Annotated in this window: 31 protein-coding genes; 8 read left to right on the top strand and 23 right to left on the bottom strand. The window is 39.0% G+C overall.

Features of this window, described 5'->3' with window-relative positions; all coding sequences use genetic code 11:
* Position 1: 1 nt before the first annotated feature.
* Entirely contained in the window at positions 2-367 is a 366-nt protein-coding gene (locus tag HUS62_RS17135) for a hypothetical protein (RefSeq protein ID WP_175080552.1), read from the top strand.
* Between the two features lie 147 nt (positions 368-514).
* Here the strand turns inward: HUS62_RS17135 and HUS62_RS17130 are convergent, their stop codons facing one another.
* The 17 genes from HUS62_RS17130 to HUS62_RS17050 form a co-directional block, all read right to left on the bottom strand.
* Entirely contained in the window at positions 515-1,069 is a 555-nt protein-coding gene (locus tag HUS62_RS17130) for a hypothetical protein (protein ID WP_175080551.1), read from the bottom strand.
* Positions 1,070-1,161: 92 nt separating this feature from the next.
* A complete protein-coding gene (locus HUS62_RS17125) occupies positions 1,162-1,524 on the bottom strand; it encodes a hypothetical protein (RefSeq protein WP_175080550.1) in 363 nt (120 codons plus the stop codon).
* 197 nt (positions 1,525-1,721) lie between these two features.
* Positions 1,722-2,141 carry a hypothetical protein gene (locus tag HUS62_RS17120; protein WP_175080549.1) on the bottom strand — a complete coding sequence of 140 codons (420 nt, stop codon included), beginning with the start codon at positions 2,139-2,141 and terminating at the stop codon, positions 1,722-1,724.
* Between the two features lie 92 nt (positions 2,142-2,233).
* Positions 2,234-2,647 carry a hypothetical protein gene (locus HUS62_RS17115; RefSeq protein ID WP_175080548.1) on the bottom strand — a complete coding sequence of 138 codons (414 nt, stop codon included), beginning with the start codon at positions 2,645-2,647 and terminating at the stop codon, positions 2,234-2,236.
* Positions 2,648-2,718: 71 nt separating this feature from the next.
* On the bottom strand, positions 2,719-3,033 hold the full coding sequence (locus HUS62_RS17110; RefSeq protein WP_175080547.1) for a hypothetical protein: 315 nt from the start codon (positions 3,031-3,033) through the stop codon (positions 2,719-2,721).
* A 2-nt stretch (positions 3,034-3,035) separates the two neighbouring features.
* Positions 3,036-3,458, bottom strand: a complete 423-nt coding sequence (locus HUS62_RS17105; protein WP_175080546.1) for a hypothetical protein — start codon at positions 3,456-3,458, stop codon at positions 3,036-3,038.
* 9 nt (positions 3,459-3,467) lie between these two features.
* Positions 3,468-3,956, bottom strand: coding sequence for a hypothetical protein (locus tag HUS62_RS17100; RefSeq protein ID WP_175080545.1), 489 nt, complete (start codon positions 3,954-3,956; stop codon positions 3,468-3,470).
* Complete coding sequence (locus HUS62_RS17095; protein WP_175080544.1) at positions 3,956-4,270, bottom strand: hypothetical protein; 315 nt, start codon at positions 4,268-4,270, stop codon at positions 3,956-3,958. Before HUS62_RS17095 ends, HUS62_RS17100 begins: the two co-directional genes overlap by 1 nt.
* A gap of 98 nt (positions 4,271-4,368) precedes the next feature.
* On the bottom strand, positions 4,369-4,959 hold the full coding sequence (locus tag HUS62_RS17090) for a hypothetical protein (RefSeq protein ID WP_175080543.1): 591 nt from the start codon (positions 4,957-4,959) through the stop codon (positions 4,369-4,371).
* A gap of 417 nt (positions 4,960-5,376) precedes the next feature.
* The gene (locus tag HUS62_RS17085; RefSeq protein ID WP_175080542.1) at positions 5,377-5,829 is read right to left on the bottom strand and encodes a helix-turn-helix domain-containing protein; all 453 of its coding nucleotides are present in this window, start codon (positions 5,827-5,829) and stop codon (positions 5,377-5,379) included.
* A gap of 523 nt (positions 5,830-6,352) precedes the next feature.
* The gene (locus HUS62_RS17080; RefSeq protein WP_175080541.1) at positions 6,353-6,676 is read right to left on the bottom strand and encodes a hypothetical protein; all 324 of its coding nucleotides are present in this window, start codon (positions 6,674-6,676) and stop codon (positions 6,353-6,355) included.
* A gap of 147 nt (positions 6,677-6,823) precedes the next feature.
* On the bottom strand, positions 6,824-7,960 hold the full coding sequence (locus HUS62_RS17075; RefSeq protein WP_175080540.1) for a phosphoadenosine phosphosulfate reductase family protein: 1,137 nt from the start codon (positions 7,958-7,960) through the stop codon (positions 6,824-6,826).
* 220 nt (positions 7,961-8,180) lie between these two features.
* Positions 8,181-9,653 (bottom strand): DNA cytosine methyltransferase, encoded by a 1,473-nt coding sequence (locus HUS62_RS17070; protein WP_175080539.1) that lies wholly within the window; start codon positions 9,651-9,653, stop codon positions 8,181-8,183.
* Between the two features lie 145 nt (positions 9,654-9,798).
* The gene (locus HUS62_RS17065; protein ID WP_175080538.1) at positions 9,799-10,128 is read right to left on the bottom strand and encodes a hypothetical protein; all 330 of its coding nucleotides are present in this window, start codon (positions 10,126-10,128) and stop codon (positions 9,799-9,801) included.
* Positions 10,125-10,385: a hypothetical protein gene (locus HUS62_RS17060; RefSeq protein WP_175080537.1), complete on the bottom strand. Its 261-nt coding sequence runs from the start codon at positions 10,383-10,385 to the stop codon at positions 10,125-10,127. Before HUS62_RS17060 ends, HUS62_RS17065 begins: the two co-directional genes overlap by 4 nt.
* Before the next feature lie 47 nt (positions 10,386-10,432).
* Positions 10,433-10,789, bottom strand: coding sequence for a hypothetical protein (locus HUS62_RS17055; RefSeq protein WP_175080536.1), 357 nt, complete (start codon positions 10,787-10,789; stop codon positions 10,433-10,435).
* Between the two features lie 93 nt (positions 10,790-10,882).
* Positions 10,883-11,329 carry a hypothetical protein gene (locus tag HUS62_RS17050; protein WP_175080535.1) on the bottom strand — a complete coding sequence of 149 codons (447 nt, stop codon included), beginning with the start codon at positions 11,327-11,329 and terminating at the stop codon, positions 10,883-10,885.
* A gap of 415 nt (positions 11,330-11,744) precedes the next feature.
* Here HUS62_RS17050 and HUS62_RS17045 point away from each other — a divergent pair, with 415 nt between their 5' ends.
* Together HUS62_RS17045 and HUS62_RS17040 are read left to right on the top strand one after the other, a co-directional pair.
* Positions 11,745-12,962 (top strand): AAA family ATPase, encoded by a 1,218-nt coding sequence (locus HUS62_RS17045; protein WP_175080534.1) that lies wholly within the window; start codon positions 11,745-11,747, stop codon positions 12,960-12,962.
* A gap of 3 nt (positions 12,963-12,965) precedes the next feature.
* Complete coding sequence (locus HUS62_RS17040; RefSeq protein ID WP_175080533.1) at positions 12,966-13,913, top strand: hypothetical protein; 948 nt, start codon at positions 12,966-12,968, stop codon at positions 13,911-13,913.
* Between the two features lie 72 nt (positions 13,914-13,985).
* Here the strand turns inward: HUS62_RS17040 and HUS62_RS17035 are convergent, their stop codons facing one another.
* Positions 13,986-14,495, bottom strand: coding sequence for a SprT-like domain-containing protein (locus tag HUS62_RS17035; protein WP_175080532.1), 510 nt, complete (start codon positions 14,493-14,495; stop codon positions 13,986-13,988).
* Positions 14,496-14,606: 111 nt separating this feature from the next.
* Here HUS62_RS17035 and HUS62_RS17030 point away from each other — a divergent pair, with 111 nt between their 5' ends.
* Together HUS62_RS17030 and HUS62_RS17025 are read left to right on the top strand one after the other, a co-directional pair.
* Entirely contained in the window at positions 14,607-15,710 is a 1,104-nt protein-coding gene (locus HUS62_RS17030; protein WP_175080531.1) for an RNA-guided endonuclease TnpB family protein, read from the top strand.
* Between the two features lie 336 nt (positions 15,711-16,046).
* Complete coding sequence (locus HUS62_RS17025; RefSeq protein ID WP_175080530.1) at positions 16,047-16,298, top strand: hypothetical protein; 252 nt, start codon at positions 16,047-16,049, stop codon at positions 16,296-16,298.
* A 63-nt stretch (positions 16,299-16,361) separates the two neighbouring features.
* Here HUS62_RS17025 and HUS62_RS17020 read toward each other — a convergent pair whose 3' ends face one another.
* The 3 genes from HUS62_RS17020 to HUS62_RS17010 all read right to left on the bottom strand — a co-directional run bounded on the left by HUS62_RS17020 (position 16,362) and on the right by HUS62_RS17010 (position 20,746).
* Positions 16,362-17,072: a hypothetical protein gene (locus HUS62_RS17020; protein ID WP_175080529.1), complete on the bottom strand. Its 711-nt coding sequence runs from the start codon at positions 17,070-17,072 to the stop codon at positions 16,362-16,364.
* Between the two features lie 102 nt (positions 17,073-17,174).
* Positions 17,175-18,986: a UvrD-helicase domain-containing protein gene (locus tag HUS62_RS17015; RefSeq protein WP_175080528.1), complete on the bottom strand. Its 1,812-nt coding sequence runs from the start codon at positions 18,984-18,986 to the stop codon at positions 17,175-17,177.
* 119 nt (positions 18,987-19,105) lie between these two features.
* A complete protein-coding gene (locus HUS62_RS17010) occupies positions 19,106-20,746 on the bottom strand; it encodes a replication initiation protein (RefSeq protein WP_175080527.1) in 1,641 nt (546 codons plus the stop codon).
* Between the two features lie 754 nt (positions 20,747-21,500).
* On the opposite strand from HUS62_RS17010, the gene HUS62_RS17005 reads away from it, so the two are divergent.
* Together HUS62_RS17005 and HUS62_RS17000 are read left to right on the top strand one after the other, a co-directional pair.
* The gene (locus tag HUS62_RS17005; RefSeq protein WP_175080526.1) at positions 21,501-21,713 is read left to right on the top strand and encodes a hypothetical protein; all 213 of its coding nucleotides are present in this window, start codon (positions 21,501-21,503) and stop codon (positions 21,711-21,713) included.
* Between the two features lie 14 nt (positions 21,714-21,727).
* A complete protein-coding gene (locus tag HUS62_RS17000) occupies positions 21,728-21,946 on the top strand; it encodes a hypothetical protein (protein WP_175080525.1) in 219 nt (72 codons plus the stop codon).
* A gap of 57 nt (positions 21,947-22,003) precedes the next feature.
* Here HUS62_RS17000 and tnpA read toward each other — a convergent pair whose 3' ends face one another.
* Positions 22,004-22,459, bottom strand: coding sequence for an IS200/IS605 family transposase (tnpA, locus tag HUS62_RS16995; protein WP_258536805.1), 456 nt, complete (start codon positions 22,457-22,459; stop codon positions 22,004-22,006).
* A 77-nt stretch (positions 22,460-22,536) separates the two neighbouring features.
* Between tnpA and HUS62_RS16990 the strand changes: the two genes are divergently transcribed.
* Positions 22,537-23,916 carry an RNA-guided endonuclease TnpB family protein gene (locus HUS62_RS16990; RefSeq protein ID WP_175080523.1) on the top strand — a complete coding sequence of 460 codons (1,380 nt, stop codon included), beginning with the start codon at positions 22,537-22,539 and terminating at the stop codon, positions 23,914-23,916.
* 401 nt (positions 23,917-24,317) lie between these two features.
* Here HUS62_RS16990 and HUS62_RS16985 read toward each other — a convergent pair whose 3' ends face one another.
* Positions 24,318-25,352, bottom strand: a complete 1,035-nt coding sequence (locus HUS62_RS16985) for an IS110 family transposase (RefSeq protein ID WP_175080522.1) — start codon at positions 25,350-25,352, stop codon at positions 24,318-24,320.
* Between the last annotated feature and the right edge of the window lie 3 nt (positions 25,353-25,355).

The following is a 25,355-nucleotide window of genomic DNA, read 5'->3' as shown; positions in this document are numbered from 1 at the left end:
TATGGCTAAGGGAAAGGTACTACCGAATCAATCCTTTAATGATTGGACTGTAATTGAATCCAAGGGGAAAGACACTGCGAATAAGGAGTTATTTAAATGCAAATGCATCTGCGGAACGATCAAAATCATTCGGAAATGCAGCTTAGGTCGAGTTAAAGGCTGTGGCTGTAGCAGGAAGAAAAATGTACGCCGTTATAAAGAAAATATTGATAAAAGCTTTACTAACAAAAACACAAACAGAAATATCACACTAGACATATACAAACGGCCCCACGAACGCTCAAAAAAACCTAAAATTGATGAACTCTTATTGAAATTAAAAGAAAAACGAGAACTATTGGAAGTATGGGAGGAAAGATGGGAGTAATAATGAAAAACCAGCATTTAAGCTGTTTTTTTTAATTGAATTAGCTACAGCTCTATCTTACATCTTGCATTTAAAAACTTTACCTAAAATTCCAGACGGCTTATTGCAGACTGCAAAGTTTGTCCGGTAAACCGCTTGTTAGGCTTTTTAAGCGATTACTGGTACACCGACAATATAAGGCGCTAATCCTGTAGGGTGCCGTTGTACGAAGTCAGCATAATTCCTTTGATACTGCTCGGATGACTCGAACTCATCTAGCCACATACGAACTCCAAGTATCATCTCTTTACAAAAGGAGGCTAAGTCGATACAAAGCGCACCATTCATAACACCATAGTGTATTACGTTTGTCGTTGACCCTGGCTCGATAAAAATGATTTGGGTAAATTGACTTTTAGGATGCGCCGCTTTCCCTTGATGAAGTAAAGAGCAACGGAATAAATAGCAAGCTTCACCATCTAGCGGATTTTCAATAAAAGTAACAAACGCTTTGGAATGTTCAGGAACTTTCTCAAGAATAGTATCCACAAACCTAGGCCTTCCCCACCTCTCATACCACTCTTTGTACTTCGCTCCTGTCGCCAAACCATCCTCAGAGCCCAATGCTCCTGCAATATCTGGAAGCGTCAGAGCGGTAAATAAGGAGAGGTAATAATTCCCCGAATCTAAAGAATTTTCAAGTTGCTCTAGTAGAAGTCTCATATTAGCTCCTTTCTGGGCCAACACCCTCTTCAGAAGGAAATTATAGTTGGCTAAAATGTGAAGATAAACGGAGCCTGAATAGCTTGTTATAGCTATCTAAAAGGAATGTCCCCGTAACCCCAAATAAGCGTACCAATAGCAATTAAAATAAAAGCTACGATATTACATAGTTTAACTTGTGGTGAATATTTCTTCTCTGTTTCAGCATATGTGGTATTCACAAATCCATCAGGCTTAAACACATCAAACATTTGATACGCATGCATTTCTGATAGCAAAGCCACTACAACCATTATTGATCCGCTTCTTTGAAACCATGTCGCGAATGTTTCACTTGCTGGCCTTAAGAATTCGAATAAGGAAAGAAACGGGGCAATAGTCGAAATTACAGCAAATATAATAAATAAGCGCCTTTCTTTTAAAAAGCGTTGTTCATATAAACACTTTACAGACATGAAGCTCCCGATAGCCAAAATAATTAATTCGTTAGGTCATCTCGCATATACGTGCGGACCCCGCGCTCTTATATGTTTTAACAAATAACCTAAGGCATTGCTACCGTGTATTTATCAATATTTTTAGATGAGATAAATATGCCAATATTCACAGTTCAATTAAATGAATATACGCGCTAACGATACAGCTTAACAAGTCAGCTTTTGACTAATGCTAACATTGGGTCGCACAAGTTCCACACCACCCTATTAGGAAACCTAGCTTTTAAAGTTTGTTGCATCTCTTTAAATGACTTACCAAGAACAAGTGTGCCATAAACAGGTTTATCATTTTCATCAAACTTTTCGAAGCTATACAGTAGATACGTTTTAGTATCACCGTTGTAGTAAGCGCGATGCGTGACATCTTCGGAAATTACACCCACCAAGTATTCATTTTTTGTTATTAGCTGCTTACGTCCTGAGCCAGTATTAAACTCATAAATGTATGAAAAAGTCCCATCAATACGCTCTGCTGTAGTACTATTATTTAACACACCACCCGCAGCTTCAATTTGAGAGCTTAGAGGGGCAATTCTAAACGAATCACCTTTAATTACTTTTCCAATAGTTTCCATGTTTTCACTCCAAATTTGAATTGAACATACAATATCGAGTCAAAAAAGCAGGGCATCATAAGTACCCTACTCATCCCTTAATCAAATAATAACTACACACTAAGGAAATTAAGCTTAGATTGCTCAAATAGCCTCTCATTCCTTACTAAATCTGTACGGCACAAAAACTGCTTAGTGTGGTGGAGTGGTGATGCTTGAAAATAAATCCCAACCGGTGTGACAACAAGCTCAACATTATCCATTGCAACGCTAGATTTAAAAAATGTTGCATCTAAATCTAATAAATCAACTCCATGCCGCTCCATCACCGCTTCAACGAATAATGTATCCACAAACACACCTCCACTAAACACAAAGCTCATTGAATTTGCTTTCGATGCTTGCAATTGCTGTTGTGCTAGCTTTATTTTTTCAACGTGCTTACTATCAAGCAATGTGAAAAAGTGATCCGGACCAGCCGTAAAACCAATTGTAATACAATACATATCAAGAGACAGTGCTTTCATAACCTTTTACCTTTATCAAGTTCATTAAGGACAAGGTATCAAACAGAAAAGGAGCGACAGCAAAAGGCCCACTATTGAATTTCCTCATAGAACTTTTCATACAACTCGCTAATTACCAGCACCGGCTTTCCTAGCTCAATAGCTTCCCTTGTATTATCTGGGTTTTTCGTTTTACGTGAGCTCAGCACAACACGAGTGCATCGGAGAGCGTAACCCTGCCAATCTCTCGGAAAACCCCTTCTAACAAGCTCAAGGTCTTTTATAAACACCGATTCACCTATTGGTATTAATTCTCCGCGAAATTCACAACTATTCTCAGCGGCTTGGGTTATAAAGCTGGTGGTCAGTAATAAAAAAACGATGGTCATTTGTATTGGTACTCGCATATTTAAACCTCCTTAACTGATTGAGGAATAACTTGGGAAGCACACAGTTCTATAACCTTCCACTCATCACGGACCACAGCGTAACAAAACCCTACTGACACTTGTTTATAGCAAATGGAAATGCCATCAAGCTGAATGGATTTGTACGCGGAAAAACATGACAATAGTGGGTTATGTACTTTAGGTATTAGGTGCGTTTGCGGCACTTGCAAAAATTCGCACAACAGCTGCTCTGCCTTGCTATTATGTTCTGCAAACACTTGCACTAATGACTCTTGATCTTGATATTTACGCTTGGCGTAAGCTCGGCCCTTTTCAAAAGGAATACTAGTTGCGTGCTCAACCGCTGTAAACTCCCCTTCTATACAATCAACCAAACCTCTACCAGGTCGTCTGATCCCCATAAACAACTTGATTTTACTCATGCTTACACCTCACATATTATTTTGAAGTAACGCTTTGGTACCTTGCTCATCAACCCAGGTTTGACCTTTAGTAATTACAGATAACGAAAGCAGCTCATCAGGTGAAGGGATGTAAAGATGTTCAAGTGGTAGCGGTCCAGAATAACCACACAACTCGGCACGTTTTTTAACAGCATATAAGAACGCGGCTTTTATTCCGTGATTCTTAATTGAATAGGTTTTAGATAAAGGCTTACCTGTAACGTCATCGATGTAGTGAGCTTTAAACAAAACAGTGCCGGATGATTGGTGTTGTAATAGCACACCTGCAAATTCAACATTCCGGCTGTCTTTATCAATAACGATATTTTGCAATACGTCATCAAAATTGAGACCGTATCCAAGTTGAATACCAGAGTCGAACCCTTTCTTTTTATTAATTGAGCTCAGCAGATCACACATAAAACGCATCTTAGCTTGCGCGTTTCGCGACTTTGATTTAGATACTAAAGCACTCATCACACCGCCTCATCAACTTGGAAAGAAGAAAGTAAGAACTGGTGTTCAAATGAATCGACATTACGTTGAATAAACTTTTTCAGCATGACTGCTTCTAACGTGCCGCGCTTAACAAGAATATCAAACTCAACGCCACTTCTTGTAAAGCGCCCTACCAGGCGAAGTTGATCTACATACTCAACAGCAGCTGGGGTATCAAAATTGCTAACCTCTGCAGTATTAATAAAACCATCTTTGGTTGGCTCCAAAGCATCGCTTTCCAACAGGCTTTTAACATCATTGAGCGATGGCCCTTTTAAAATTAAATAATTCATATATCACCTTTTAAACATAAATAAACCAAGCTCAAGGTAGCAATCTGAAAATTAAGAACAGAAAAAGTGCCTACCAAAAAGTCTATTTAAATCAGGTGTTAATGTGTTTCACTGTCGGAAATAATCAGGTTTAAAAGCGTATGGGCTATTTGCATGTAAAACTCATGGCGTACTTGTTCACTTGTTAGCATGAAAACACTGCTGGTCTCATTCAACAGCGTCTGATATCCAGAATAGAAAGGGTCATACTTATTGTCTGCAGAGAAATGTTTAATAGATGTGATTCGACAACGACCAAACCGCTCCTTAATCACGCTGATATCAGAATTTAAGCCATAAGCATCTAAATAGTAATGCTCTTTATTAATGGAAATCCTTACGGCGTAATGGACTGGTTGATTGAATGCATCTAGAAACATCACACCGAACGGCTCTAACTCATCTGGTAATACGTGCATCAGTGAATCAAACATAACATTAGCGTATTCAGTTCCGAATAATTCTTTAAAATCCACGTTTCCGCTATAGACGTATTGCGATTTACAGCCCCCATTTACCAATTTCATTAATCTCAGCATTTCATAACTAAGAGAGTCATTTAACACTTGGTTAGAAATGATAGTGTTAACATTTATTGAATTGTGAATATGTGCATGAAAGTGAGTTTCAGGTAAATCGTACAAACGCATCGTCGGGCTTCCTTCTTCTAGTTTCCTTATTTATAAGCGCCGTGAGTTTTCTATGCTCATAAATCTTTAAAATTGGGAATTTAAATGGACAAATACTTTTATCAATAGGTGTCCAACGTTGGACACCTATGTTTTAGACGGTTAAGTTGAATAGATGTAATTGTTTATACTGTCCAACGTTGGACACTTATATCAGGGTGGCTCTAAGCTGAGTATACGGGTTTATTAACGCTGTCCAACGTTGGACACCTGATAAGTAGACTGAAAAAGTTGATTGACGACTTAGTTTTGCGCTTAGATAAGCGATAGCGTTAAGCGCGACACTAAAATGCAAGCTCACTATCGCATTCAGACTTAGTACTTATAGATGATACACAGGCCAACATGTGAAAGCATATTAACCTACTTATTTATGGTCTATATATTAGAAGTAGATACACCCAATACTGACTCTACGTCTTCAATAATATTATTAGCAACCACATCCATACCATTAGCGGTACTAATTAAGTTGTAGCGATTAGCAGCAAACAGGTGTTCTGAAACTTTCTTTACCATTGTTCTACTGACTTCTTCTGTTATCTCAAGCTTAGGCATTTTACCTTCAAGCAACCAAGTTAGATTTGCGCCTGTATCTCTATTGCATGTAACCATGGCGTGAAAAGGGATTCTTCTATTGAATACCCAACCTTTTATTGTGCTGGTTCTTATGCCTAAACGCTCTGCCAGCTGGTCTTTTAAGCCCTTACCTTCTAGCTGATAGGCCTTGCACATTCTATCAATAATATTTATCACCCACCGTTTTTGATCATCATCACTAAAACTGCGAATGTAACTTTCTTCTGGTCGAGTATGTATTTTTGAATCCATGAATATGCCTATTAAGTTTTATAAGTATCAATAACTGGAATAGTACACTAACTGACTGAAAACAAAACAGAAGTGTGCTAATCCTGCACACTATACATAAAAAAAATTCTTTATTACTTCCAACCAATAATAAAAAAGAGACACAGGCACTCACTGAACCACCTATTCCCAAACGTTTTCCCTGTAGCCACACCTAAAATAAGATACAACCATCCTCTACTAAGTAACGGTTATACCTATTAGTAGATTGTATTACTGTTTTTTTCACGCAAAAAGAGTTCACTATCCCCTTCTACATAGAACCCTTTACTTGCCAGGTGAGTAGTAAGTATAGGTGTATAAATATACGTTCTTGAGCAATAGAGGAAATGGCATTTTGTACACACCATGATATTGAATTTGAATCTAATTGCTGAGCCCAAAACGCCCCATCAAGCTCACCACCGCAATGATATGCGCTATAACAATGCGTATAAAACCTTGCAATAACCTGTACTGCTTTTGAGATATAAGAAAAGCCATACTAACAACTTTGATTAAAAAGAATGTAATTGTAACCAGCAGCTTTAATATCGCTTAACTGCTTAATCATCGGGGCTAACTCACTATTGTTAAGATCAAAAGCATACGACTCAAGCATGTTTAAATTAAACAAAAAATCATAAACTCCACCAGCATCATGCGTATTATTATCAATGTGATGAAACGATGAGTGTTGCCGAATCCACTGAATAGCATCTTGTGTTTCCGGATCATCATACTCAGAGTCAACACAAGCTAAATCCTTAAAGTCCATATCTAGAAGCACAAAAGTATTACGTTTAGTTATTGATACCGATTGTTTCAAAGCGTTACTCCATTAGTTAAATCAACGCTAAGGTATCAATTGGGAAGGTTTATGCAGAGTAAGTACCGAAGTCCCACCTTAATCAAACATATATTGAGCGATAGCGTAATGTTAAGGAAATAGCGAACCCATAGGTTCGCTACACATTTATATGCTTAGCATATCCAGGAAGTCTATTGTTGAATCATCCCGCTTTATATTTTTGCTGCCAATTTTATTCGCTGCTTCTTTTTTCTTAAGCGCTTTGAGTTCTTTCTCAGAATTCACACGTTCCTTAAGCATAACCAATCGTTCAGTAAGTCGGACAACATGACGTTGAACAGCAACCTCATCTACTGGTGCCCCAACCTTTTCATCGAGTGGAACCGGAATGAAGACCTTGTTTTTATAAGGCATCACAGCTCGTTTCGATGTGTTTTTAATTGATTCAAGCACTTTACCTCCAGCCAACTCGACGCCTTTAGTTAGTTGTAAGTCTGTGTGAATTGTTCTACTGCGACCAAACATAGTGTGATTAACCACCAGCTCTAAGGCGATCATTTCAGCATAATGGTCAGGGTAATTCATAGCTGCTCGCATCAGGTCATTCGTACTCCCCATAATACAGAACTTACAACTCAAACGCTGGTTGCCAGTATTGCCTCCGCACGCCCTGTCACCGTATGCAGGGTGTGGTTGTTTACCAGCCTCTAAAATAGTTTGGTAGACTTCCGACTCTTCCAGGTGAAAGCAAGGCATCCAATCGAATACGACGCGTTTACCTGAATTAAGTGTTAGTTGCTTATTAATCCACAAAGGGTTTTTCATAGCTCTCTTAGCACTTTCTTCAGCACGCAGGCCTGACACATTGAAGCCATGGGTATAACCATGCTCATTCATGTAGCGTTTAATAAACGAATAGATGGGTGATGTTTTTAGGTCCGATGTACACTGGCGGAACTTGGGTGATGGAAACATTCCTCGCAATAGCACCATATCAACAAAGTCTTTACGTTCATTTAGAACGATGTGAAGAGGGTGCTCAATATTTTCTTTAATATGTTCAACCACTCCATCATGCTCCACAGAGCCTAACGTTGCATGCACGACAACTATGCGCTCCTTTGGCACTAATCGCAGCAAGTACTCATACATTGCTGCACTGTCTTTACCTGCGCTGTGAGAGCAGAAGAATACACTCTTAGGGTTTTTCGCGTGATGCATAATGATAGCTTCACGCTCAGCAACCATTTTGTCAGTTAGCTTTTCAGAGCCATTAATATCAAATAAGTCTTTGTTACACATCGCGTTACCCTCGCCTTGAACATGTAACTAAGATATCAACCCACCATAAAGCGGCAGTAAAAGAGCTCTTTTCCTTCATCTAGACAATGTGTTATCGAGCGATAGCGAGGAGGAGAATAAAGAGGGGGCTTTAGTGATTTACATAAAACACTAAAGCCAAAAAGGGCGGCTATCTTTAAGCCATAGCCAGCTTAGCTTTAATCAAGTGTTAGGTGAGGGTTTAGAAACCCATTGCCAATTGCCGCATTCTCAAACCTTCATTCAAACTTGCAGCCGCATTCAGTATATGCTTTCTAACACATTTCATAATTTTGTCGTGCATAGAGTAACAAATACTCTGGCCTATAATTTGAGACGCTTTATCAAGTGGTGCCCATTCCAAGTCGAAAGATTCAGGAATATTGTTAATTGCCTTTTGAACGGATACTGGGAGCCTGTAATACCGACCTGAACGCTCACAGATTACGGCATCCTTTGGGCATTGCGATTGAGAGCGAGCCAGTGTCGGTGAGAACCCTTTACTTTCACTTATAATTCTAGCGCGACCCGTTGATAAGGCGTCTTTAATTACTTTTGTATCAGTAACGTCCATCTCTACGATTTCATCCCAATGGGGCAGAATTATATTATCCCAAATATTAGCCGACTCGATTTTTTCTGGCATTGGGAGGTCGATAGGGGCGTCTAATGTCGATGCTATGAGATACATACGTTTTCGTAATGAATTGCCACCTAGCTCATTAGCCTTAAAAACGCCTTGGCTAACTTTATATCCAAGCCGCTTCAATTGAAGCGTTAAAATATCATTAGAGGCACTATTTATGAACCCTTCTACATTTTCAATCACAAGGACCGGAAATTTAATTCTCTTGAGAATGTTCAGCATAGGAATAAACATATCGACTGTACTGTCTAGCTCTTCTAAGGCTTTCATTTTTGACTTATTGTTTTTTAAGTTAGAGAACTCTTCACAAGTCAAACTGAAATGACCGACAGTGATAGGGGTGTCACCAATAAGCTCAGCGAGTGTTTCAGGGATTATCTGGTAAATATCTTCATTAACAAGAACGCGTGGAGATGAATTAACAAGCACTGACATACAATCGAACTCAGTGTAGTCCGAGTTATCACGCTTATCTTGCGGCCTAAAACTTAGTACAGTATCAACGGAAAAGTTATTAGATTCCAACGCGTGACAATCAACACCCCCTGTCATAGCTACGAGTGTATTGATCTTAGTATTGCTATCTACCCTTTGAAGCAGCTCATACTGCTCTTTAATTATAGGCTGAAACAAAACCTCCCCTTGACGAAAAGTAATGTGAACAAACATACATTCAGGGCCAAGCGCAAAATTGATATGGTGTTGGCTTGATATTTCTATCAAACGCTCTTTTCTACCCGCTACGGGGTTTAAGGGGTTCGCTGATCGTGATTTGTAAGTACGTGAATATACTTTTTTTGTCTTCGCATCATTTTTACCGGCTAATCTGACTGAAATACCTTTGCCTTCACCTAGAGGGGTTTCAACAACTTTCTTTGAACCATCAAAACCAAAAGCCACCAGCCAATTACTAGAAAGTGTAACTCTTCTTTTACCGTTACATGTTCTTAATTTCAGCTGCTTTGTAGCAACCTCTGGTATATTTACAGATATTTCTTTAACGAGTGTCGAAATCTTAGAAAGTGACATATAAACCTCAATTATTTTCTTAACATTTAAAATAATGATATAGAAGCTGAAATAACATGCAGGAAAGGACACCCGATCTACATCATACTTTGCGAGTTGTTGGAAATAGAAAAGCTCATTGAATAATGAGCTTTTTATTGAATTGTTAACTATGTACTAAGCCAAGGCGTTTCGCTTTTTTTATTACATCTCGATAAGTAGTAGGGTGCTCCAATCGGTAAATAAACCGTGCTTTTGCGAATCCAGTTAAAACTTTTTCACCTGACTGAACTTGCTTAAGCTGCTCCTCCAAGTCCTTACGAACACCGAAATCCAACCAATCCAACATTTTGGCCGCACTTATCATCCCGCTATGCGCTGATTTAGTACAGCGCACTTGAACGTTGTTACCTCTCATTTGCTCACGCGCATTACCTCTAGCTGCGCCCCATTGCTCTTTTGTTAATTCATACGGGAAATCCACATCTATATTCATTCCACCCCCTCATTATATGATTCAGTAAGAGAATCGACTATCAAGCTAAACCCTCGCCATGATTTATATTTTGCTTCGACTTCTTTCAAACTGGGGAAAACTTTAGGCACAGCAAACCCATTACGATAAGCCTTTACAGATGCATTCATGACGGTCATTTCCCACTGACCATCATTTAGCTTCTTAAGCGTAAATTCATTACCTCTGATTTTTTGTGTAAATGTAACAGGGGAATGCATAACGATCGCACTTAACATACTACCTCCTTACGAGTGCTAGCGAATATCATTCGCTAGCATATTGTTTACGCTGCTTGCTTTTCTTCTAGCACGCTAAGACCATTATTCTCTAAGACCTGCTCGATTAACGCATTCAAGGTGCCTTCTGGTACCTTCAAGGTTTCGAACTTCTTCTGACCAAACCGTGACGCCTCTAAAAGCAATGTTTTAACACCAGCAAAAGCAGAGTACGCTTTAGATTTATAACCACCTTCATGAGTCACCTTATAAGGGCAGACACTGACGTAGTAGCCTCTTGCCTCATTTTTATAGTTGAAATAGTTGATCCCCCCCTTAGCGAAGTACAATTCCACTTCAATTACATTAACGTCAGAATTCCCAGTTACCGGAATTTCTTTAACTAACTTTCTACGTGCAGTCATAGGTTCTTCCTCATATATGGTTGCTTTTTAATTTTGATATAACCAAGGTAGCAAGAGGGGAGGGCGGTGCAGGAAAAGTACAGAACACCTTTCCTAATTCGAAATAATTAATTTACTAAGTGATAACGTGTAAGTAAGGTTGAAAGCCTTACAAATAGTCTTTCCATGAGAAAAGTTAAGAAATTGCAAAGCTTCTAGCTTCACATTTTCATCGTCCTTCCTGAAAAAGAAATCCTTTCCATAAGGGTCGTAGCTTACAATAGGTACATCCACACCATATGGAGCCGCTGTTACTGATGAAAGCAGCCCTTGCGCATAAGCATGAACATTTTTACGCCCTTCACGGCGCACGCGAGCCTGTCCTGCAGCACTAACAATGAATGTAACATCTGACAAAGCCAGCTCATCAAGGTGCCCAACAACCTTGTTCTTGTACTCACCAGAGGTGGCAAGAATAGACCATTTACCGTTGTTTAAATTGCGATAAACCCGTACTTTGTCACCAAGTGAAAATGTGCGCCCTTTAAATCCATCAATCATGATGTAACCTATATCTCTTAAACTTAACTGTAGAACAATTATATTTTTTACTACATTTTTAACAGTATAAGTCGCCACTACATTAATTCATTGAGCATGAAGTAGATGGAAATAATCGATTCCTAAATCTTGCTGTCCAACGTTGGACACATATAAGTGAGGTTGTTGCAGTCAAAATTTAAGGCGTGTATTTCAGGTGTCCAACGTTGGACACCCCTTAAAATTTTCTTTATAAATCCACCCGCCCAACGTTGGCATGCAAATTCTAAGCGAAAACAGCTTATTACTGCCTTTACAAGCCCATTAAAGTGGAATATATTTCCATGCATGTAGAATATTTAACTTTCAGCGGAAAAGCTACATACTAACTAGACGGTAGCTTACCTCTTTCACACTTAATAATGATGGGAATATTATGGGTTCTGAACTGGATTTAACTAAAACAGCTAAGTTAGCAAAAGCGAAGCTAAATCAGCTATCAACTGGCGTAGAGGAAGAGAAGTTTATTGCAGGCGTTGGTGGCTTTGACCAACGTTACACTAAAGCAAGTGTGCACAAAATATTTCCTGACTTAACAAGAGCTGTTGTAGATAACACCGTTGCAGCAATGGAGGCCGATGGTTATTCATTCCAACGCAGAGGTAAAGCTTCAAAGGAAAACGCTTTAGCTAGTTACGCATTATCAATTGAAGATGTAATCAAGATTTATGAGTACCGCAATACAGAGAAATTCCGAGACAGAGGCTATGATGCTGTAGTGACTTTTCTAGCAAACCTCAAGGGGGGCGCATCAAAAACAGTCAGTGGTGTATCTCTTGCTCAAGGCCTTAGAACAGCCCCTGACCTAGTACCTTATGACCTTCGCATACTGGTTATTGATTTAGATCCGCAAGGTTCTGCCACCATGTTTATGAATCATAAACTTGCTTTAGAGCGCGTAGATACAACAACCGCACAAGCAATGATGAACCAATTGACCAGAGAAGAAATTCTTGATGAATTTGTTTTCGACACTACAGTACCAGGCGTTAAACTCATGCCTGCATCGATGGAAGATGCGTTTATTGCGGCGGAATGGGCCACATGCTGTAAAGAGGCTGAAATTCCAGACAATCAAATTTTTACAGCCTTGTATGATCGTGTTATTAGCAAAATTAAGAAAGACTTCGATTTCATATTTGTTGATACGGGGCCGCATATAGATCCATTTCTTTTAAACTCACTGTCAGCTGCTGATATCTGGTTAACACCGACACCACCAGATCCGGTTGATTTAGACTCAACGTTAAAGTTTTTAAATAGACTGCCATCACTCGATAAAATGATTAAACGGAGCGGTGGCAACATCCGAACATTAGCGCACGCTGGTTTCATGACAAAGTTTCAGCAGAACAAGCGCGATAATAAGGATGCTAGAAAGCACATTAAAGCCGTCTTACCAGCAATGCTCGACAAAAGCCTGCCTAAGTCAGATGTATTTAGCCGCTGTGGTGAGACATACGACACCGTTGTTACTATGCAACCACGAAACTATGCTGGTGGTGCAGAAACGCTTGTAAAAGCGAAACAAGCGGTAAATGACTTAGCAGTATCATTTTTTGAATATGCAGAAAGCATTATAGAGGAACAATAAGCCATGGTACGTAAAGTAATTAGACCATCTGCAGACGATGACTTATTAATTGAAGACGAAGGTGTTGTTATCACAGGGCCTGTGACAGGTAAAAGCTACACATTTAAGATGGTTACAATACCAAGTAAAGACATAAAAGCTTGTAGTAAAGTATCTGAATATAATGGTCGTAGTACTCGCCACTTGAGCCTTGCGAGCGTGTCCGACATTTACCCAGAGATTAAAAGGGACAAAAGGAACCAACACCCAATTAAAGCATACGGTTCAAAGCATGCTTTTAATGTTATCGAGGGAACACGCCGTACGCACGCTGTGAGCCTTTTAGATGATGGTACGCTTTATATGCTTTTAACACCCAACATGGATGAAGATGATGTTAAAGCGCTTTCACAGTCGTCAGACAAATACAGCAAGCCTACAACGTTTGATTTAGCGTTTAAAATTAAAGAACTCAATCTTGATGAGCAATCTATCCGCTCTATTGCTGCTGAGCTAGATTGCTCAAAAGGCACGGCTGATAATGCAAAAAAAATACTCACTTTGGGGGAGTCAATATTTGACTTATTCCCAGCGCTAAAGTTTATCGATCTGCGCTTTGTTTTAAATCTAGTAAACATACGCAATGAAGACCCCACTCAGTTTGATAATTGCATTTCACAACTAGATGACTTCAAGCAATTTTTAACTGAGTCTGAACTGAAGCAATACGATGATAACGATGTATTAGATGAATCAGTGTATGTAAAAGCATCAAGCGCTATGAAGTCGCTTATTTTAGCAAAAGTCACAGCACCTAAAACCGCGCCTGCTTTACCTAAAGAGTATGAGTCAATCAAGCAGCAAGATGGAGTCAAAGCGAAGATGAATAACAAAGGGCAATTGGTGCTAACGATTGATGAAAGCGTGTTGAATAATAAAGGCTCCGATTTAGTTAAGTTGCTATCATCTTAACTAACAATCGACATCTACATTCAATTAAACATAACATTGCAACAAATTAAAAAATGGCCGAAAGGCCATTTTTTAATTATTTAGAAACTCAAATCTCTCAATTAATACACCGTCAATCCTCATTTTCCTTCGACCTTTAGGGTCGTATTCCGTGTATTTTTTTGTTTTTCTATGAACACCACCAAGTTCAACTTTTTTACCACCAGCCATGTGTGCAATCACTGAATACTTGTACTTGATCTGAGATGTTATTAACGTCAATTCTTTCAATTCATCATTATCTTTCACACCCAAAACCGAAGCTACTCGCTTAAATTTGGAATTATGATTTTGATGAACACCAACGATTAAATGACATATCTCATGCTTCAGCGTATTCACAAGCAGATCGACTGCTGATGTGTTTAAAAATAGAGAGTTAATTGATATCTCACCGGATGAGTTTGCCAATCCTAAATATCGCTTATGTTGAAATGTGTTAGCACACATTACAGGCTCATGAGCCCATGGTCCTGAAAATAACTTTTTAGCCGCGATAATTTCTTCATTTAGAAGAACGTTTATTTTCTCAAGTGTGATCATCAAATTTTCAGCGTGGATACCCCTTCCGAAAGAGGGAGGGGAGGAACGCTGCTCCTCGTAGTAGATTTAATATTCTTTACACTCACATAAAATAGTGTAATCTTGTGAGCTATGAAAGAGAGAGCTTATAAATACCGCATATACCCAACAAGCGAGCAAGTAGAATTACTTGAGCGCACTTTCGGCTGTGTGCGATTTGTCTATAACTCAATCCTTAAATGGCGTACCGATACGTTCTATAACGAACAAACCAAAGTGAATTACAGCGCATCCTCTAGCAAGCTAACTGAACTCAAAAAAGAGCCTGAGCTATCTTGGCTAAATGATGTCTCATGCGTACCACTTCAACAATCGTTACGCCACCAACAAACCGCCTTTAAGAATTTCTTTGAGGGTAGAGCTAAGTACCCAACCTTTAAAAAGAAACGCTCTAAACAGTCTGCTGAGTTCACCAAATCAGCATTTAAGTACCGTGACGGACAGCTATATATTGCTAAGTCCAAACAACCACTTAATATTCGTTGGAGTCGTGAACTACCAAGCGAACCAACCACTATTACTATCAGCAAAGACAGCGCTGGCCGTTATTTCGTTTCTTGTCTTTGCCGCTTCAAGCCTAAACCACTGCCGATTAGTAAAAATACAGTCGGTATTGATTTAGGTTTAAAAGATCTTGTTATTACCTCTGATGGGTTAAAATCTGGCAACCCCCACCACACCAAGCGATACGCTAAGAAATTAGCGAAAGCGCAACGTATCCTTTCTAAGAAAATGAAAGGCTCTGCCAACTTCCATAAAGCCAGAAAGAAAGTTGCTCGTATTCAAGCGAAAATCGCTGATTGTCGCCGCGACTTTACCCACAAACTGACTTCGCAATTGATAAAAGAAAACCAATTGATTAGCTGTGAAAGTCTGAGCGTTAAAAACATGATAAAGAATCGCAAACTTGCCAAAGCAATCGCTGATGCTAACTGGTCTGAGCTTGTACGCCAGTTGGCATACAAGGCAGACTGGTACGGACGCACACTTGTTCAGGTTGATAAGTGGTATCCAAGCTCTAAGCGCTGTAATTGCTGTGGTCACGTTGTTGATTCCTTGCCGTTGCATGTAAGGAGTTGGGATTGTCCTAGCTGTGAATCTCAGTTAGATCGTGATCTCAACGCCGCGTTAAATATCAAAGCGGTCGGGCAGACCGTGTTAGCTTGTGGAGCGTAAGTAAGCCTTAATTGGTCACTCGACCGTTAAGCAATACGCCGTGAAACAGGAATCCTCTAGCGAATTAGCTAGGGGAGGATGTCAAAACACTTCTCTCTCTTAAATATTTAAATGTTAAGCTTGGGCCTAAGCAACAAGATTAATGGATGTGTCCAAGATACTCTCTAAAGACAATGCTGCAGTGAAAGTGCCTTTGATAAAGCAGGGGAGGGGTTTAACAAAACCGATTTAATTTAATAAAAATTAATTTAACTGTTGTTTTTTGAAACTTAAAAAATCAAAATAATTAAGAACAATTATCTTTTTTTGTTAAATATATAAGAGACTTCAAACCCGATGATAGAACAAATCACGCCAACAAAACTAGAAATTAACCTACATGGTGTAATAACAAGTTTAACCTACTTAGGAATTAATAATTGGCAACTATCTTTTGGTAAAAAAACAATAAAAAACATTAGACTAGGGAAGTACAAAGCGTTGCATTACTCTTCATTTGAGAAGCTTGAAAAAGAGCACCCGCACTGGAAGGGGGCGAACATGTTATTTAATGTGGCTGAAAGTGAAACTTTGGAAATTATGCATTAAAAAAAGGGGGCAATATTATTGATATTGCCCCCTTAAAGTTGGGAATAAGTGTCGATGGGTTTCTTACTCAATTGCTGAGAAAACAGGGTAGGGGGCCAAAACAAGCGAAACTAACTCTTCTAAGGAACTTGCCACAATCAGTTCAGATTTAGCCACATGTAAGTCTCCACCGTTGTAATCAATTTCCAGAGGTTCAGATGGTGTTGAGTATTGTTTACTCAAACGATTTAAATTTGCTTTTAATGAGCCTTTCTTCACAAAGAATGTGACTCCATCAATTTGGGCGAACGCCGGAAAGCTTGCAATAACTTCTGCAACAAGCTCATCAACGGAATACGCTCTGATAATGCTGCTCTCTTTAACGTAATAGTCAACATCACCATAATCGAGCATCAAGGGCTCATTTTCCGTCGAATATTTAGATGCAAGCCTGCTAAGATTCTCCTTTAAAGAGCCTTGCTTGACCAAAAATGTGAATACTTCAGTGTCTACTACTTTGCCATCAATTGTTTCAGCTAAAAGCTGCTTATCCCTAGATAACAACTGTAGCTCTTGTTCAGTAACTGCCACGCCACCAGCAGGCATAACAGTATCTATTACTGTAATATCGCTTTGGCCCTTCAAGTATTGAACTTGCTCTTTGGATACGGTAATTGAACCATCTTTATTGAGAAGGTAATCCTGCCCTCCAACGTTTAGCGTTTTACTTTGAGTAAGTGAGCAGCCAGCAAGTAGCGTGCAGCAGGTAAAACTTAATAAATTGAGTATTCTCACTTTAGCCCTTTTTTAAAAATCGTTTTGACCGTTTATAATGGATGCAAAGTAAACATTCATCCAAAAGGTGAATATTTAGCAAAAAACATTAAAGTTACTATTTTACGGAATAGGGACTTTAGCCCCATTAACGTCATAGAAATTAACTAAGCTTAAATCAGAGTCACTGATGAATTGACTCATCTCTTTTTCAAAAGTCAGGTTAAGTTCTCTTTCAGCTCTTGTAACTGCAACATAATACAGCCGCCTTTCATCCTCTAAGTGGGCCACAGCGTCATTCTTAGCTTGTATGATGGATTCTTTCTCTGTGAGCGGTATGTTTTCATGGGATACGTCAACAATCCACACAGAATCCCATTCAAGGCCTTTTGATGCGTGCATGGTTGCTATTGTGATCACTTCTCTATTTATTTCAGCGGTATCATTTTTGATTTGCTGGTGGATTTTGTCTAATGCTTCAACACGCTTTTTAAATGTACTTCCTGACAGTCGCTTTGTAATAAAGTCAGAAAATGACCGCACTCGCTTGGAAGCGAACTTTGTCATCCGGTACTCAATTGCTGTGATGATTGCTTTTTGTGTTTTAAACACATTTTCGTCATCTGCATACCTTCGCCAGGTTTGCATATTATTTAAAATCGTATTGGTTGATGTAGACAAGCCCTGTTTGTTTAGTTCAGAAATATCCAATTGAGAGGGTTTGATAATTTTTCGTTGAGAAAAATATCGCTCAAGGAAAACAAGATTTTTTTCACTTTCTCCTTGCCAAGCAAATACATCGATTAAATTAGTTACATCTTTATCAAGGATGACGCTAATTAGCAGTTTTGCATACGCTAAAACATTGTAGTCAGATAAAAGGCCACCTTTTGCATTTAACCTTTGATATTCAATACCTTCATTTCCTAATGCAACTTCAATATCATTCGCTTGCTGATTTGTTCGACAGAGTATGGCCGTGTTTTCAGCGCCATGTGCTAATTTTGTTGTAACTGACTCTACAATGCCGTCATGCTCGTAAATATTGATAACACCAGGCTTGCTTGCATCGAAAGCATTAAACTCCTTAGGAACACGATGATTGTTTTTTGTTATAATTGACTCTGCATACTTCAAAATTTTAGGCGCACAACGGAAACATGTATCAAGTGTGTATTCATCGGCATTAAAATCATTTTTTAAGTTTAAAAAGTTGTCATATCCTAAGCTACCTGCGAATCGGTAAAGACTCTGATCATCATCTCCAATACCAATAAGAATAGAGTTACCGAGTGAACCATGCTGTTTAAGCCATTGATATTGCAACTGGCCTGTGTCTTGATACTCATCAATAATGATGTGGTCATATGCGTAAGGACGTATCTGCCCTGCTTCCATTTTTGAAATTAATAGCTTTGCTAATGTTTTTAAATCAAAGGATTGAGGGTGAGTGTTTGAAATGATTTTTCTGTATAAATCAAATACAGCTTGATGCTTTTCATTTTCGAATTGAATTAACTTAGGGAACGACAAGTAATAGTCTAGAATTTCCATGACTTCTTCGACAGTGAAGTCATTTATTTCATTTACGATGCGCAATACCACAAAGTAGTAACTCCCACCAATAAGCAGTTTGTAGCGACTTTGTGTGTGCTTAAAATAAGCGTTTGCCATCGCGACCATAGCAGAGTCAATAGTAGACACTTTAACTCGTCGCATCTGGTCTTGCGTTAATTTTTGAGAAAGCCGCTTTTTCATTTCAGCAGCAGCTGTGCGCGTGAACGTGATATTTAAAATAGAGTTGCTAGGGTTGGTATTAAGTAAGTTCAAACACAGCTCAGTGTTTACATACGTTTTTCCGCTACCTGGTAATGCGCAAATACCACTATGGTTCGATTGGATTTGTGAAACAGCTTTTTGTTTTGGTAGTAACATATATGTTCAGTCGTAACTTTTTTTTGATTATTACAACCGGAGAAGATTAAAACCCTATAAAAGTGAATATTTGCAAAATAAATGGATTGTTAATAGATGAAATAAGGGAAGTGTATTAATTAATCTAATAGTGAATGCAGAGATGCTTCCAGTTCCGACATTGACATTGTAGAAGAGCATTCTAAATATGCGATATGACGTTTCATTGATTCGTTTAAATCTAAAAATTCAACGACAGATTTAGCGTTAATAAGTTTTTCTTCAACACACTTATCAGAGATCCAAGTTAAATAGAGCTCAAGCGTTCTGCTTGTCAAAGTTGAACTTAAAGGCATTGTAAGCTCAGCCTCTTGTAAACTTTCAATTGCCTTTTTAGGCCATGCACCAAACCGCTTGCCTTTAGCTAAAGATTTAAATTCATTTTCAAATGCCTTTATCTGAACATCGCTTATAGACGCTAATGCATTAGCTTTAAATTCTTTATCATATTTTTTAAGCGCTTTAAGGACAATTTTTGCCTTTTTTTGCTTAGACGCAATTATTTTTTCTCTTTCGGCCTTATTGTTTTTATTTTCCTTTGTCATTATTTCATGACTTATCAAGAATTTATCGCATAAGGCTTTTATTTTTTCAGTGCTTGGGTTCGTATAGATTTTATAAGCATAGTTATAAATTTTACTGTTAGATTTGTCTAAAGCGCCATCCACCCAAAGCTGATTAATGGCAGTAGCTATTGAGAAAATCTGATAGGTTAGTTGATCACCTGCTCCATACTTAATTGTTAGGTCTGTTATTATTTCAGATATATAACTTTCTACCATTCTGAAATTTCTGAGCACATTTGATAGCACTGCATTTGGGTACCGAGGCGCTTCACCTTTGGTGACATCGAGCCAGAAATTAATAAGCATAGAGTTTAATTCATCCGGATCGAGTGGTGAATTATCAGAATTAGTTAAAGTATGTGAGGTTTGCTTTAATGCGTGCTTACTGGAAATGACAAATTGAACATGCGTAACTTTTCGACCTTGGCGCTTATGCAAAATGGCGTCAATTTCAAAACCAACATACGGATTTTCATTAATTAGCTTCTTAGCGGCTATCAATGCATCTCTATTGAAAGATTTAAATATTGTTTCGCCATTTTCATCTAAGTAATACTTTTCCAAATTCATGAATTTTTTTAGTTCATTTATCTCGATGAAATTAGTTTGCCCAACACTGACATAGGGTGTACACAACAAAATTAAATTCTTCGCCTGCTCCCCTCCACGACCTTTCAATGATGTAAAGATCTTTAGTTCTATTAGAAAGCGCTCTTTTGTTTTTGTATCTTTGAGAATATCAAGCAACTCTTTAACAAATCTATATTTTAAACTGACAACATTGTTTCTCTTATCAACAGTAATCTCAGATGGGCCGAGAAGTTGAAAGGATTTCTTTTTGAATTGCTGAACCTGTGGGAGATATTCACTACATTTGATAATTGTAGACTGTAGCTCAATGATAAACGTTTCTAAACGATTGAATGAAATACGAGTATCTAAAGTTTGCCAAATCTTATTTAAAGAGATCATCTGATCTGCTTCACCACAATCTTTAATGTTTACATCAGTGATCAAGCAGGCCCAAATTTTAAAAGCAGACAATGAGGTCTTTTGGTGCATTGATAATATTTCACGCGGGGCCATAAAAGAATCACCTGTTTGCTCACCAGGATTCAAACCTAACAAATCGTGATTATTTTTATCTAAACCCAAAACTTATCTGCTTATTAAATTGAAATGTAATTTGATCCTACACATAGAAACCCGTTGATCAACAAAAAAGTGAATATTTTGAAACTTATGAAAAACCTAAAAAATTGAGCTTTAAGAAATAAGATCTTAGATCTTAGATCTCTTTAAGATCTTAAGATCGCACTTTAAATATTGATTACAAATAAGAAAAGTTCAGTTTTATAGGTTTAAGGTGTGTCATTTTCCACTAAAACCGACAAAATAAGAGGTTTAAGGTGTGTCAAAATCCAAAAGGTGTGTCGTTTTCCACTCTCAAACCTTGTTTTTTAGTGGGGATTCACACACCTTTTACTGGAAAGCGACACACCTTTGTATAAAGTTATCCACAGAAAACCTAAAGGTGTGTGAGTTTCCACTCAAAAGTGTGTCATTTCCCACTCCTTTTGCTCTTTATTTATTCAAAGGTGTGTCGTTTCCCACAAAAATAACTTAAATTCTCTCAAAATCTATTTTTTTGGCTTCTCTAATTGATAACTTTTAAAAATTTTTAAAAACTGTAATTTTGAAAAAATAGTGGAAATCCACACACCTTTAAAAATTTTTTGAAGGTTTATTGATGTTGATTTTTGAAAGTGCGTGTCTTATTAAAGTAATTGGTGCGGCCCTCAGTTGCCAAATTCTGAGTGAACAAGGAGTGCTACTTGTCAGGGTCTTTTATTGAAGAGACATGCAAACTTGCTACCTTATTGCTTTCAAACACTAAAAGCATCATGTTATGACACTAGAGCGATTCATTGAACATCAAAAAATGGCGATTTCAGCAAACTTCAAGATGCGTAATGTATCGGTGGCATCTCCAGCGAGAATGAAATTAATAAAAGAGCAACGAAGAAGTACCGTTCGTCGCTATATTTACCAGCTAAGACTGGCTACCAACCCGAAAACAGCTGAATTAGTAGCAAATCAAGTCAAACACAAAATAGGTTAATAGGAGTAAGGATAATGAACGCAAAACCAAACATTGAACAGTTAGCAGAAGCTGTTGGGGTATTACAAGATACGCAAAAAAAGATTGCTCCAATGGCTGCAAAAAGCTTGATTGATGCAATCAAAAACAACAATGTTGAAAATGACTTTTTGCAACTAATAGGCATTCTCCATGGCCAAGGCTTGAAAGCTGAGGATTTAATATTAGCCATACAAAACGAGCTAGAAAAATAGTTGAACATTAGGCTTGCGCAATCTCGCCCTTTCAAGGGCGAGTCAAGCAAGAGGAAACTAGTCTTTTTTCTGACTTAAAGCGCGTGAAGTTTTTATGGCTCTTTCACTTGGCGGTGTGTTTTGGTTTTCAATGTACTGCTTAATTACATCCAAATTCGCGCCGCCGCATGACACGACACAATAACTAGGCGACCAAAAGTGATTTCCCCAAAGCATCGTCTTAATCCGATTCCAATACTCACGCCTTAGCATATATGACGACTTCCCTTTTAATTTGCCAACCAAATTCGATACAGCAACTTTGGGGTGAACAGACACCATTAAGTGAACGTGGTCATGTTCACCACCAAACTCTAAAAGCTCGCAATCCATTTGCTTACAGGTTTCCTCCATTATCTCTTTGGTTCTATCTAACATCTCTTTAGTGAAAACGCCTCTTCGGTATTTTGTAACAAATACTAGATGCGCATTGTTTTTAAATAGGCAGCTTCTGCCTGTTCTCCATTCGTACATTTCATTCATAGACTAGATTGACAATTTAACGCTAAGTGTAATAATAGTTACCGCAATTGACAACCTACTGAAAGACCATGCTAACTGGCATTAAGCTACGTGCTAACCCAACATCACATCAAAAACTGGTTTTAAGCCAGTGGATGGGTTGCGCACGCAGTATTTGGAATGCGAAAGTTGACGAAGAAAAGTATTACCGCACCTTTGCACGTAAATACTACCCAACGGGCACTTATGCCCCAATTGACCAGAAAACATCACAATTCAAGTCGAAGGAGTTAACCCCTTGGCTATCTCGATGCCCTAGTCAGATTATCAGAAACAGTGCGGTTAACTGGTATCAGACTTACCAAAAATTCATGAAAGGCGTGTGTGGGCGACCTAAGCGCAAACCTAAAACTGACCGAGGTAGCATCTACCTTACTCGCGAGGTGTTCCGCTTCGAACGTTGCGAAGATGGGAATTTACGACTATTTATCGGCACGAAGACTAATAATATTGGTTACTTATCCTTTAAAGCGCATGGCAAGTTCGAGATCCCAAACTCGCTATATGTGCGCAAAGAGCGTGGTCAATATTATGTGTCTTTCTGTTATGAAGACGGCAATAGCGAAGAAGAACTTCCTAGCAATGCTGAACATTTGGAATTCTTGCAGGGTTCAACCAAAAAATATCTGGAAGAACATACTATTGGTGTAGATCGTGGCGTGGCAATTCCTGTTCACGCAGGCTCGATAACGTTCGATTTCTGCGAAAATCAGAAATCGAACATGACCAAAGCTGACCGCTACATCAAGCGACTTCAACGTAAGTTATCACGCCAGAAAAAAGGCTCTAGCCGAAGAAACAAAACCAAACATCGCATTGCTACGCACCATGCTAAAAAGGCGAATATTCGAAACGATTTTGCACATAAAGCAAGTCGTTCGTTAATCGAAAGCAAGGCTAAGGTCATAGTGTTCGAGGCTTTACGAACCTCAAGTATGACACGCAAGCCAAAGGCGAAGCAGGATGAACAAGGTCGGTATGTGTCAAACAAAGCCAAGCAAAAGGCAGGGCTAAACAAGTCTATTTTAAACGTTGGCTGGCACATCATAGAGACTTACACCAAATACAAGGCCTACCAAGCAGGAAAAGCCGTCTTCAAAATACCCGCCCCGTATACCAGTCAGGAGTGCGCTAAATGCGATCACACTCACCCCGACAACCGTAAATCACAAGAGCTATTTGTGTGCGGTAACTGTGGCAATACTGACAATGCAGATAACAACGCATCAAAGGTCATAAAGAAACGGGCAATTAACCTAATATTAGACACTGGAACGGTGTTGTCTGACGATGGAGTTCTAATAACTCAGGCAGATAGTGGACGTGGAGGCAATCGTAAGACTAGCCGAGTCAAAAGCTCGACTAGCGGTGTCCAACGAAGCGTCAAAAAAGAAAGGTTAGTAGCTTAGGCTATTATCTTGGAAGCTCGACGCCTTTAGGCGCGAGTAGTTCACGCTTGGCATGTAACAGCAAGAGATCGGCCAATAAAGAAAATGTCTGAGTCGGTTGGTGTTAAATATCGATTTGACGATGGAACAATGCTAACAATTTCAAAGAAAGATGCTAAAAGTGCTTATATGGACTCCTCCTATTGCACAATACCCTTCGTTAATTTTGTCAGACTGCGTGCTTATATGCGGGCTCATAATGAGGAGCTACCTCGGCCCTTTGATGTATTCGCGCCCCTGTGCCTCTTCTCCTACTCGGTGTTTTAACACGCCAGGCACTTTACAGGCTATCAAGGGTGGGTCTAACCGCTTAACGCAGGTTCTTGGTCAATACTGTTGTTTCTGTTATTGAAGGCTAAATATTAATTGGCTAATAAACTGGGTTCATAACTCGTGCCCTTTTTCAGCATGGCATACGCCGTCCGAACCGTTTTATTTGCTAATGCAATGGCGGCGCACTTCACGCCGCGTCTTTCAACTAATGCTTTGAGCCATTGTTCTTTTTTCGTTTTTGGCTCTCGATGCTTTAACTGACTGATAACCGCTCTGGCTCCGAGAAACAAGTGACTGCGTAATGTTATCTCTCCACGGTATTTGGCTATATGACCTATTCGCACTTTTCCACCACTTGAGTGTTGGCGAGGGGTGACACCAACATTGGCTGCCGCATTGCGTCCGCTCGTAAAATGGGTTGTGTCACTTAAGCTTATTAATAAACCAACCGCTGTGATAGGCCCGACACCCTCAAGTGCCAGTAAGCGTTCACATTGCTCATCTTGTTTTACTAAACCTGTCAGTAACTCATTTAATGTTTCTTTTAATGTTGATTGCGCTTTAAATAATTCATAACACTGAGCTAGACACTCCCTTAAACCTGCGGTTAACCCATTATCGCTATCCTCTAGAATCTCAGGGATAGCTTGCCTAAACGCGCATTCTGATTGCTTGATTACAACCCCAAATTCAAGTAACAGGCCTCTGATTTGATTAGCCAGCTGTCGCTTCTGCTTTTCAGCTAAGGCGCGCATGCGCTCTATTGACTGTAAGCTTTGCTGTGCTTGCGTCAGTGATTTACACGGGCGGACATTAGGTGAGAAAGAAGCGGCAGCTATTGCAATGACATCATTTGCATCTGTTTTCTGGCCAACTCTAAATGCTTTGACAAATCGAGGATCTAGAATCACGACTTCATGACCAACACTACGTGCTTTGCGTGCCCAATAATGAGCACCACCACATGATTCCATAACAACTTTACAGCGAGGTGACGTAGTGAGTATGGTCAGTAGCTCTTTTCTGCCCACCGCTTTATTACTTTGAAGTTTTTGATGAAAAAACTTACCGACTTGAAAAACATTTTTTGCCAAGTCGATGCTAATTAGGTTAAATTTAGACATGTA

This window comes from Pseudoalteromonas sp. 0303, from assembly GCF_013349995.1.
GTDB lineage: Bacteria > Pseudomonadota > Gammaproteobacteria > Enterobacterales > Alteromonadaceae > Pseudoalteromonas.
This window is presented reverse-complemented; position numbering and strand designations above follow the sequence as displayed.

What these genes read in the sequence shown, in the direction of transcription:
- HUS62_RS17135 (WP_175080552.1), top strand. Translation starts at nt 2, where the DNA reads ATGGCTAAGGGAAAGGTACTACCGAATCAATCCTTTAATGATTGGACT.
- HUS62_RS17130 (WP_175080551.1), bottom strand. Translation starts at nt 1,069, where the DNA reads ATGAGACTTCTACTAGAGCAACTTGAAAATTCTTTAGATTCGGGGAAT.
- HUS62_RS17125 (WP_175080550.1), bottom strand. Translation starts at nt 1,524, where the DNA reads ATGTCTGTAAAGTGTTTATATGAACAACGCTTTTTAAAAGAAAGGCGC.
- HUS62_RS17120 (WP_175080549.1), bottom strand. Translation starts at nt 2,141, where the DNA reads ATGGAAACTATTGGAAAAGTAATTAAAGGTGATTCGTTTAGAATTGCC.
- HUS62_RS17115 (WP_175080548.1), bottom strand. Translation starts at nt 2,647, where the DNA reads ATGAAAGCACTGTCTCTTGATATGTATTGTATTACAATTGGTTTTACG.
- HUS62_RS17110 (WP_175080547.1), bottom strand. Translation starts at nt 3,033, where the DNA reads ATGCGAGTACCAATACAAATGACCATCGTTTTTTTATTACTGACCACC.
- HUS62_RS17105 (WP_175080546.1), bottom strand. Translation starts at nt 3,458, where the DNA reads ATGAGTAAAATCAAGTTGTTTATGGGGATCAGACGACCTGGTAGAGGT.
- HUS62_RS17100 (WP_175080545.1), bottom strand. Translation starts at nt 3,956, where the DNA reads ATGAGTGCTTTAGTATCTAAATCAAAGTCGCGAAACGCGCAAGCTAAG.
- HUS62_RS17095 (WP_175080544.1), bottom strand. Translation starts at nt 4,270, where the DNA reads ATGAATTATTTAATTTTAAAAGGGCCATCGCTCAATGATGTTAAAAGC.
- HUS62_RS17090 (WP_175080543.1), bottom strand. Translation starts at nt 4,959, where the DNA reads ATGCGTTTGTACGATTTACCTGAAACTCACTTTCATGCACATATTCAC.
- HUS62_RS17085 (WP_175080542.1), bottom strand. Translation starts at nt 5,829, where the DNA reads ATGGATTCAAAAATACATACTCGACCAGAAGAAAGTTACATTCGCAGT.
- HUS62_RS17075 (WP_175080540.1), bottom strand. Translation starts at nt 7,960, where the DNA reads ATGTGTAACAAAGACTTATTTGATATTAATGGCTCTGAAAAGCTAACT.
- HUS62_RS17070 (WP_175080539.1), bottom strand. Translation starts at nt 9,653, where the DNA reads ATGTCACTTTCTAAGATTTCGACACTCGTTAAAGAAATATCTGTAAAT.
- HUS62_RS17065 (WP_175080538.1), bottom strand. Translation starts at nt 10,128, where the DNA reads ATGAATATAGATGTGGATTTCCCGTATGAATTAACAAAAGAGCAATGG.
- HUS62_RS17060 (WP_175080537.1), bottom strand. Translation starts at nt 10,385, where the DNA reads ATGTTAAGTGCGATCGTTATGCATTCCCCTGTTACATTTACACAAAAA.
- HUS62_RS17055 (WP_175080536.1), bottom strand. Translation starts at nt 10,789, where the DNA reads ATGACTGCACGTAGAAAGTTAGTTAAAGAAATTCCGGTAACTGGGAAT.
- HUS62_RS17050 (WP_175080535.1), bottom strand. Translation starts at nt 11,329, where the DNA reads ATGATTGATGGATTTAAAGGGCGCACATTTTCACTTGGTGACAAAGTA.
- HUS62_RS17045 (WP_175080534.1), top strand. Translation starts at nt 11,745, where the DNA reads ATGGGTTCTGAACTGGATTTAACTAAAACAGCTAAGTTAGCAAAAGCG.
- HUS62_RS17040 (WP_175080533.1), top strand. Translation starts at nt 12,966, where the DNA reads ATGGTACGTAAAGTAATTAGACCATCTGCAGACGATGACTTATTAATT.
- HUS62_RS17035 (WP_175080532.1), bottom strand. Translation starts at nt 14,495, where the DNA reads ATGATCACACTTGAGAAAATAAACGTTCTTCTAAATGAAGAAATTATC.
- HUS62_RS17030 (WP_175080531.1), top strand. Translation starts at nt 14,607, where the DNA reads ATGAAAGAGAGAGCTTATAAATACCGCATATACCCAACAAGCGAGCAA.
- HUS62_RS17025 (WP_175080530.1), top strand. Translation starts at nt 16,047, where the DNA reads ATGATAGAACAAATCACGCCAACAAAACTAGAAATTAACCTACATGGT.
- HUS62_RS17015 (WP_175080528.1), bottom strand. Translation starts at nt 18,986, where the DNA reads ATGTTACTACCAAAACAAAAAGCTGTTTCACAAATCCAATCGAACCAT.
- HUS62_RS17005 (WP_175080526.1), top strand. Translation starts at nt 21,501, where the DNA reads ATGACACTAGAGCGATTCATTGAACATCAAAAAATGGCGATTTCAGCA.
- HUS62_RS17000 (WP_175080525.1), top strand. Translation starts at nt 21,728, where the DNA reads ATGAACGCAAAACCAAACATTGAACAGTTAGCAGAAGCTGTTGGGGTA.
- tnpA (WP_258536805.1), bottom strand. Translation starts at nt 22,459, where the DNA reads ATGTACGAATGGAGAACAGGCAGAAGCTGCCTATTTAAAAACAATGCG.
- HUS62_RS16990 (WP_175080523.1), top strand. Translation starts at nt 22,537, where the DNA reads ATGCTAACTGGCATTAAGCTACGTGCTAACCCAACATCACATCAAAAA.
- HUS62_RS16985 (WP_175080522.1), bottom strand. Translation starts at nt 25,352, where the DNA reads ATGTCTAAATTTAACCTAATTAGCATCGACTTGGCAAAAAATGTTTTT.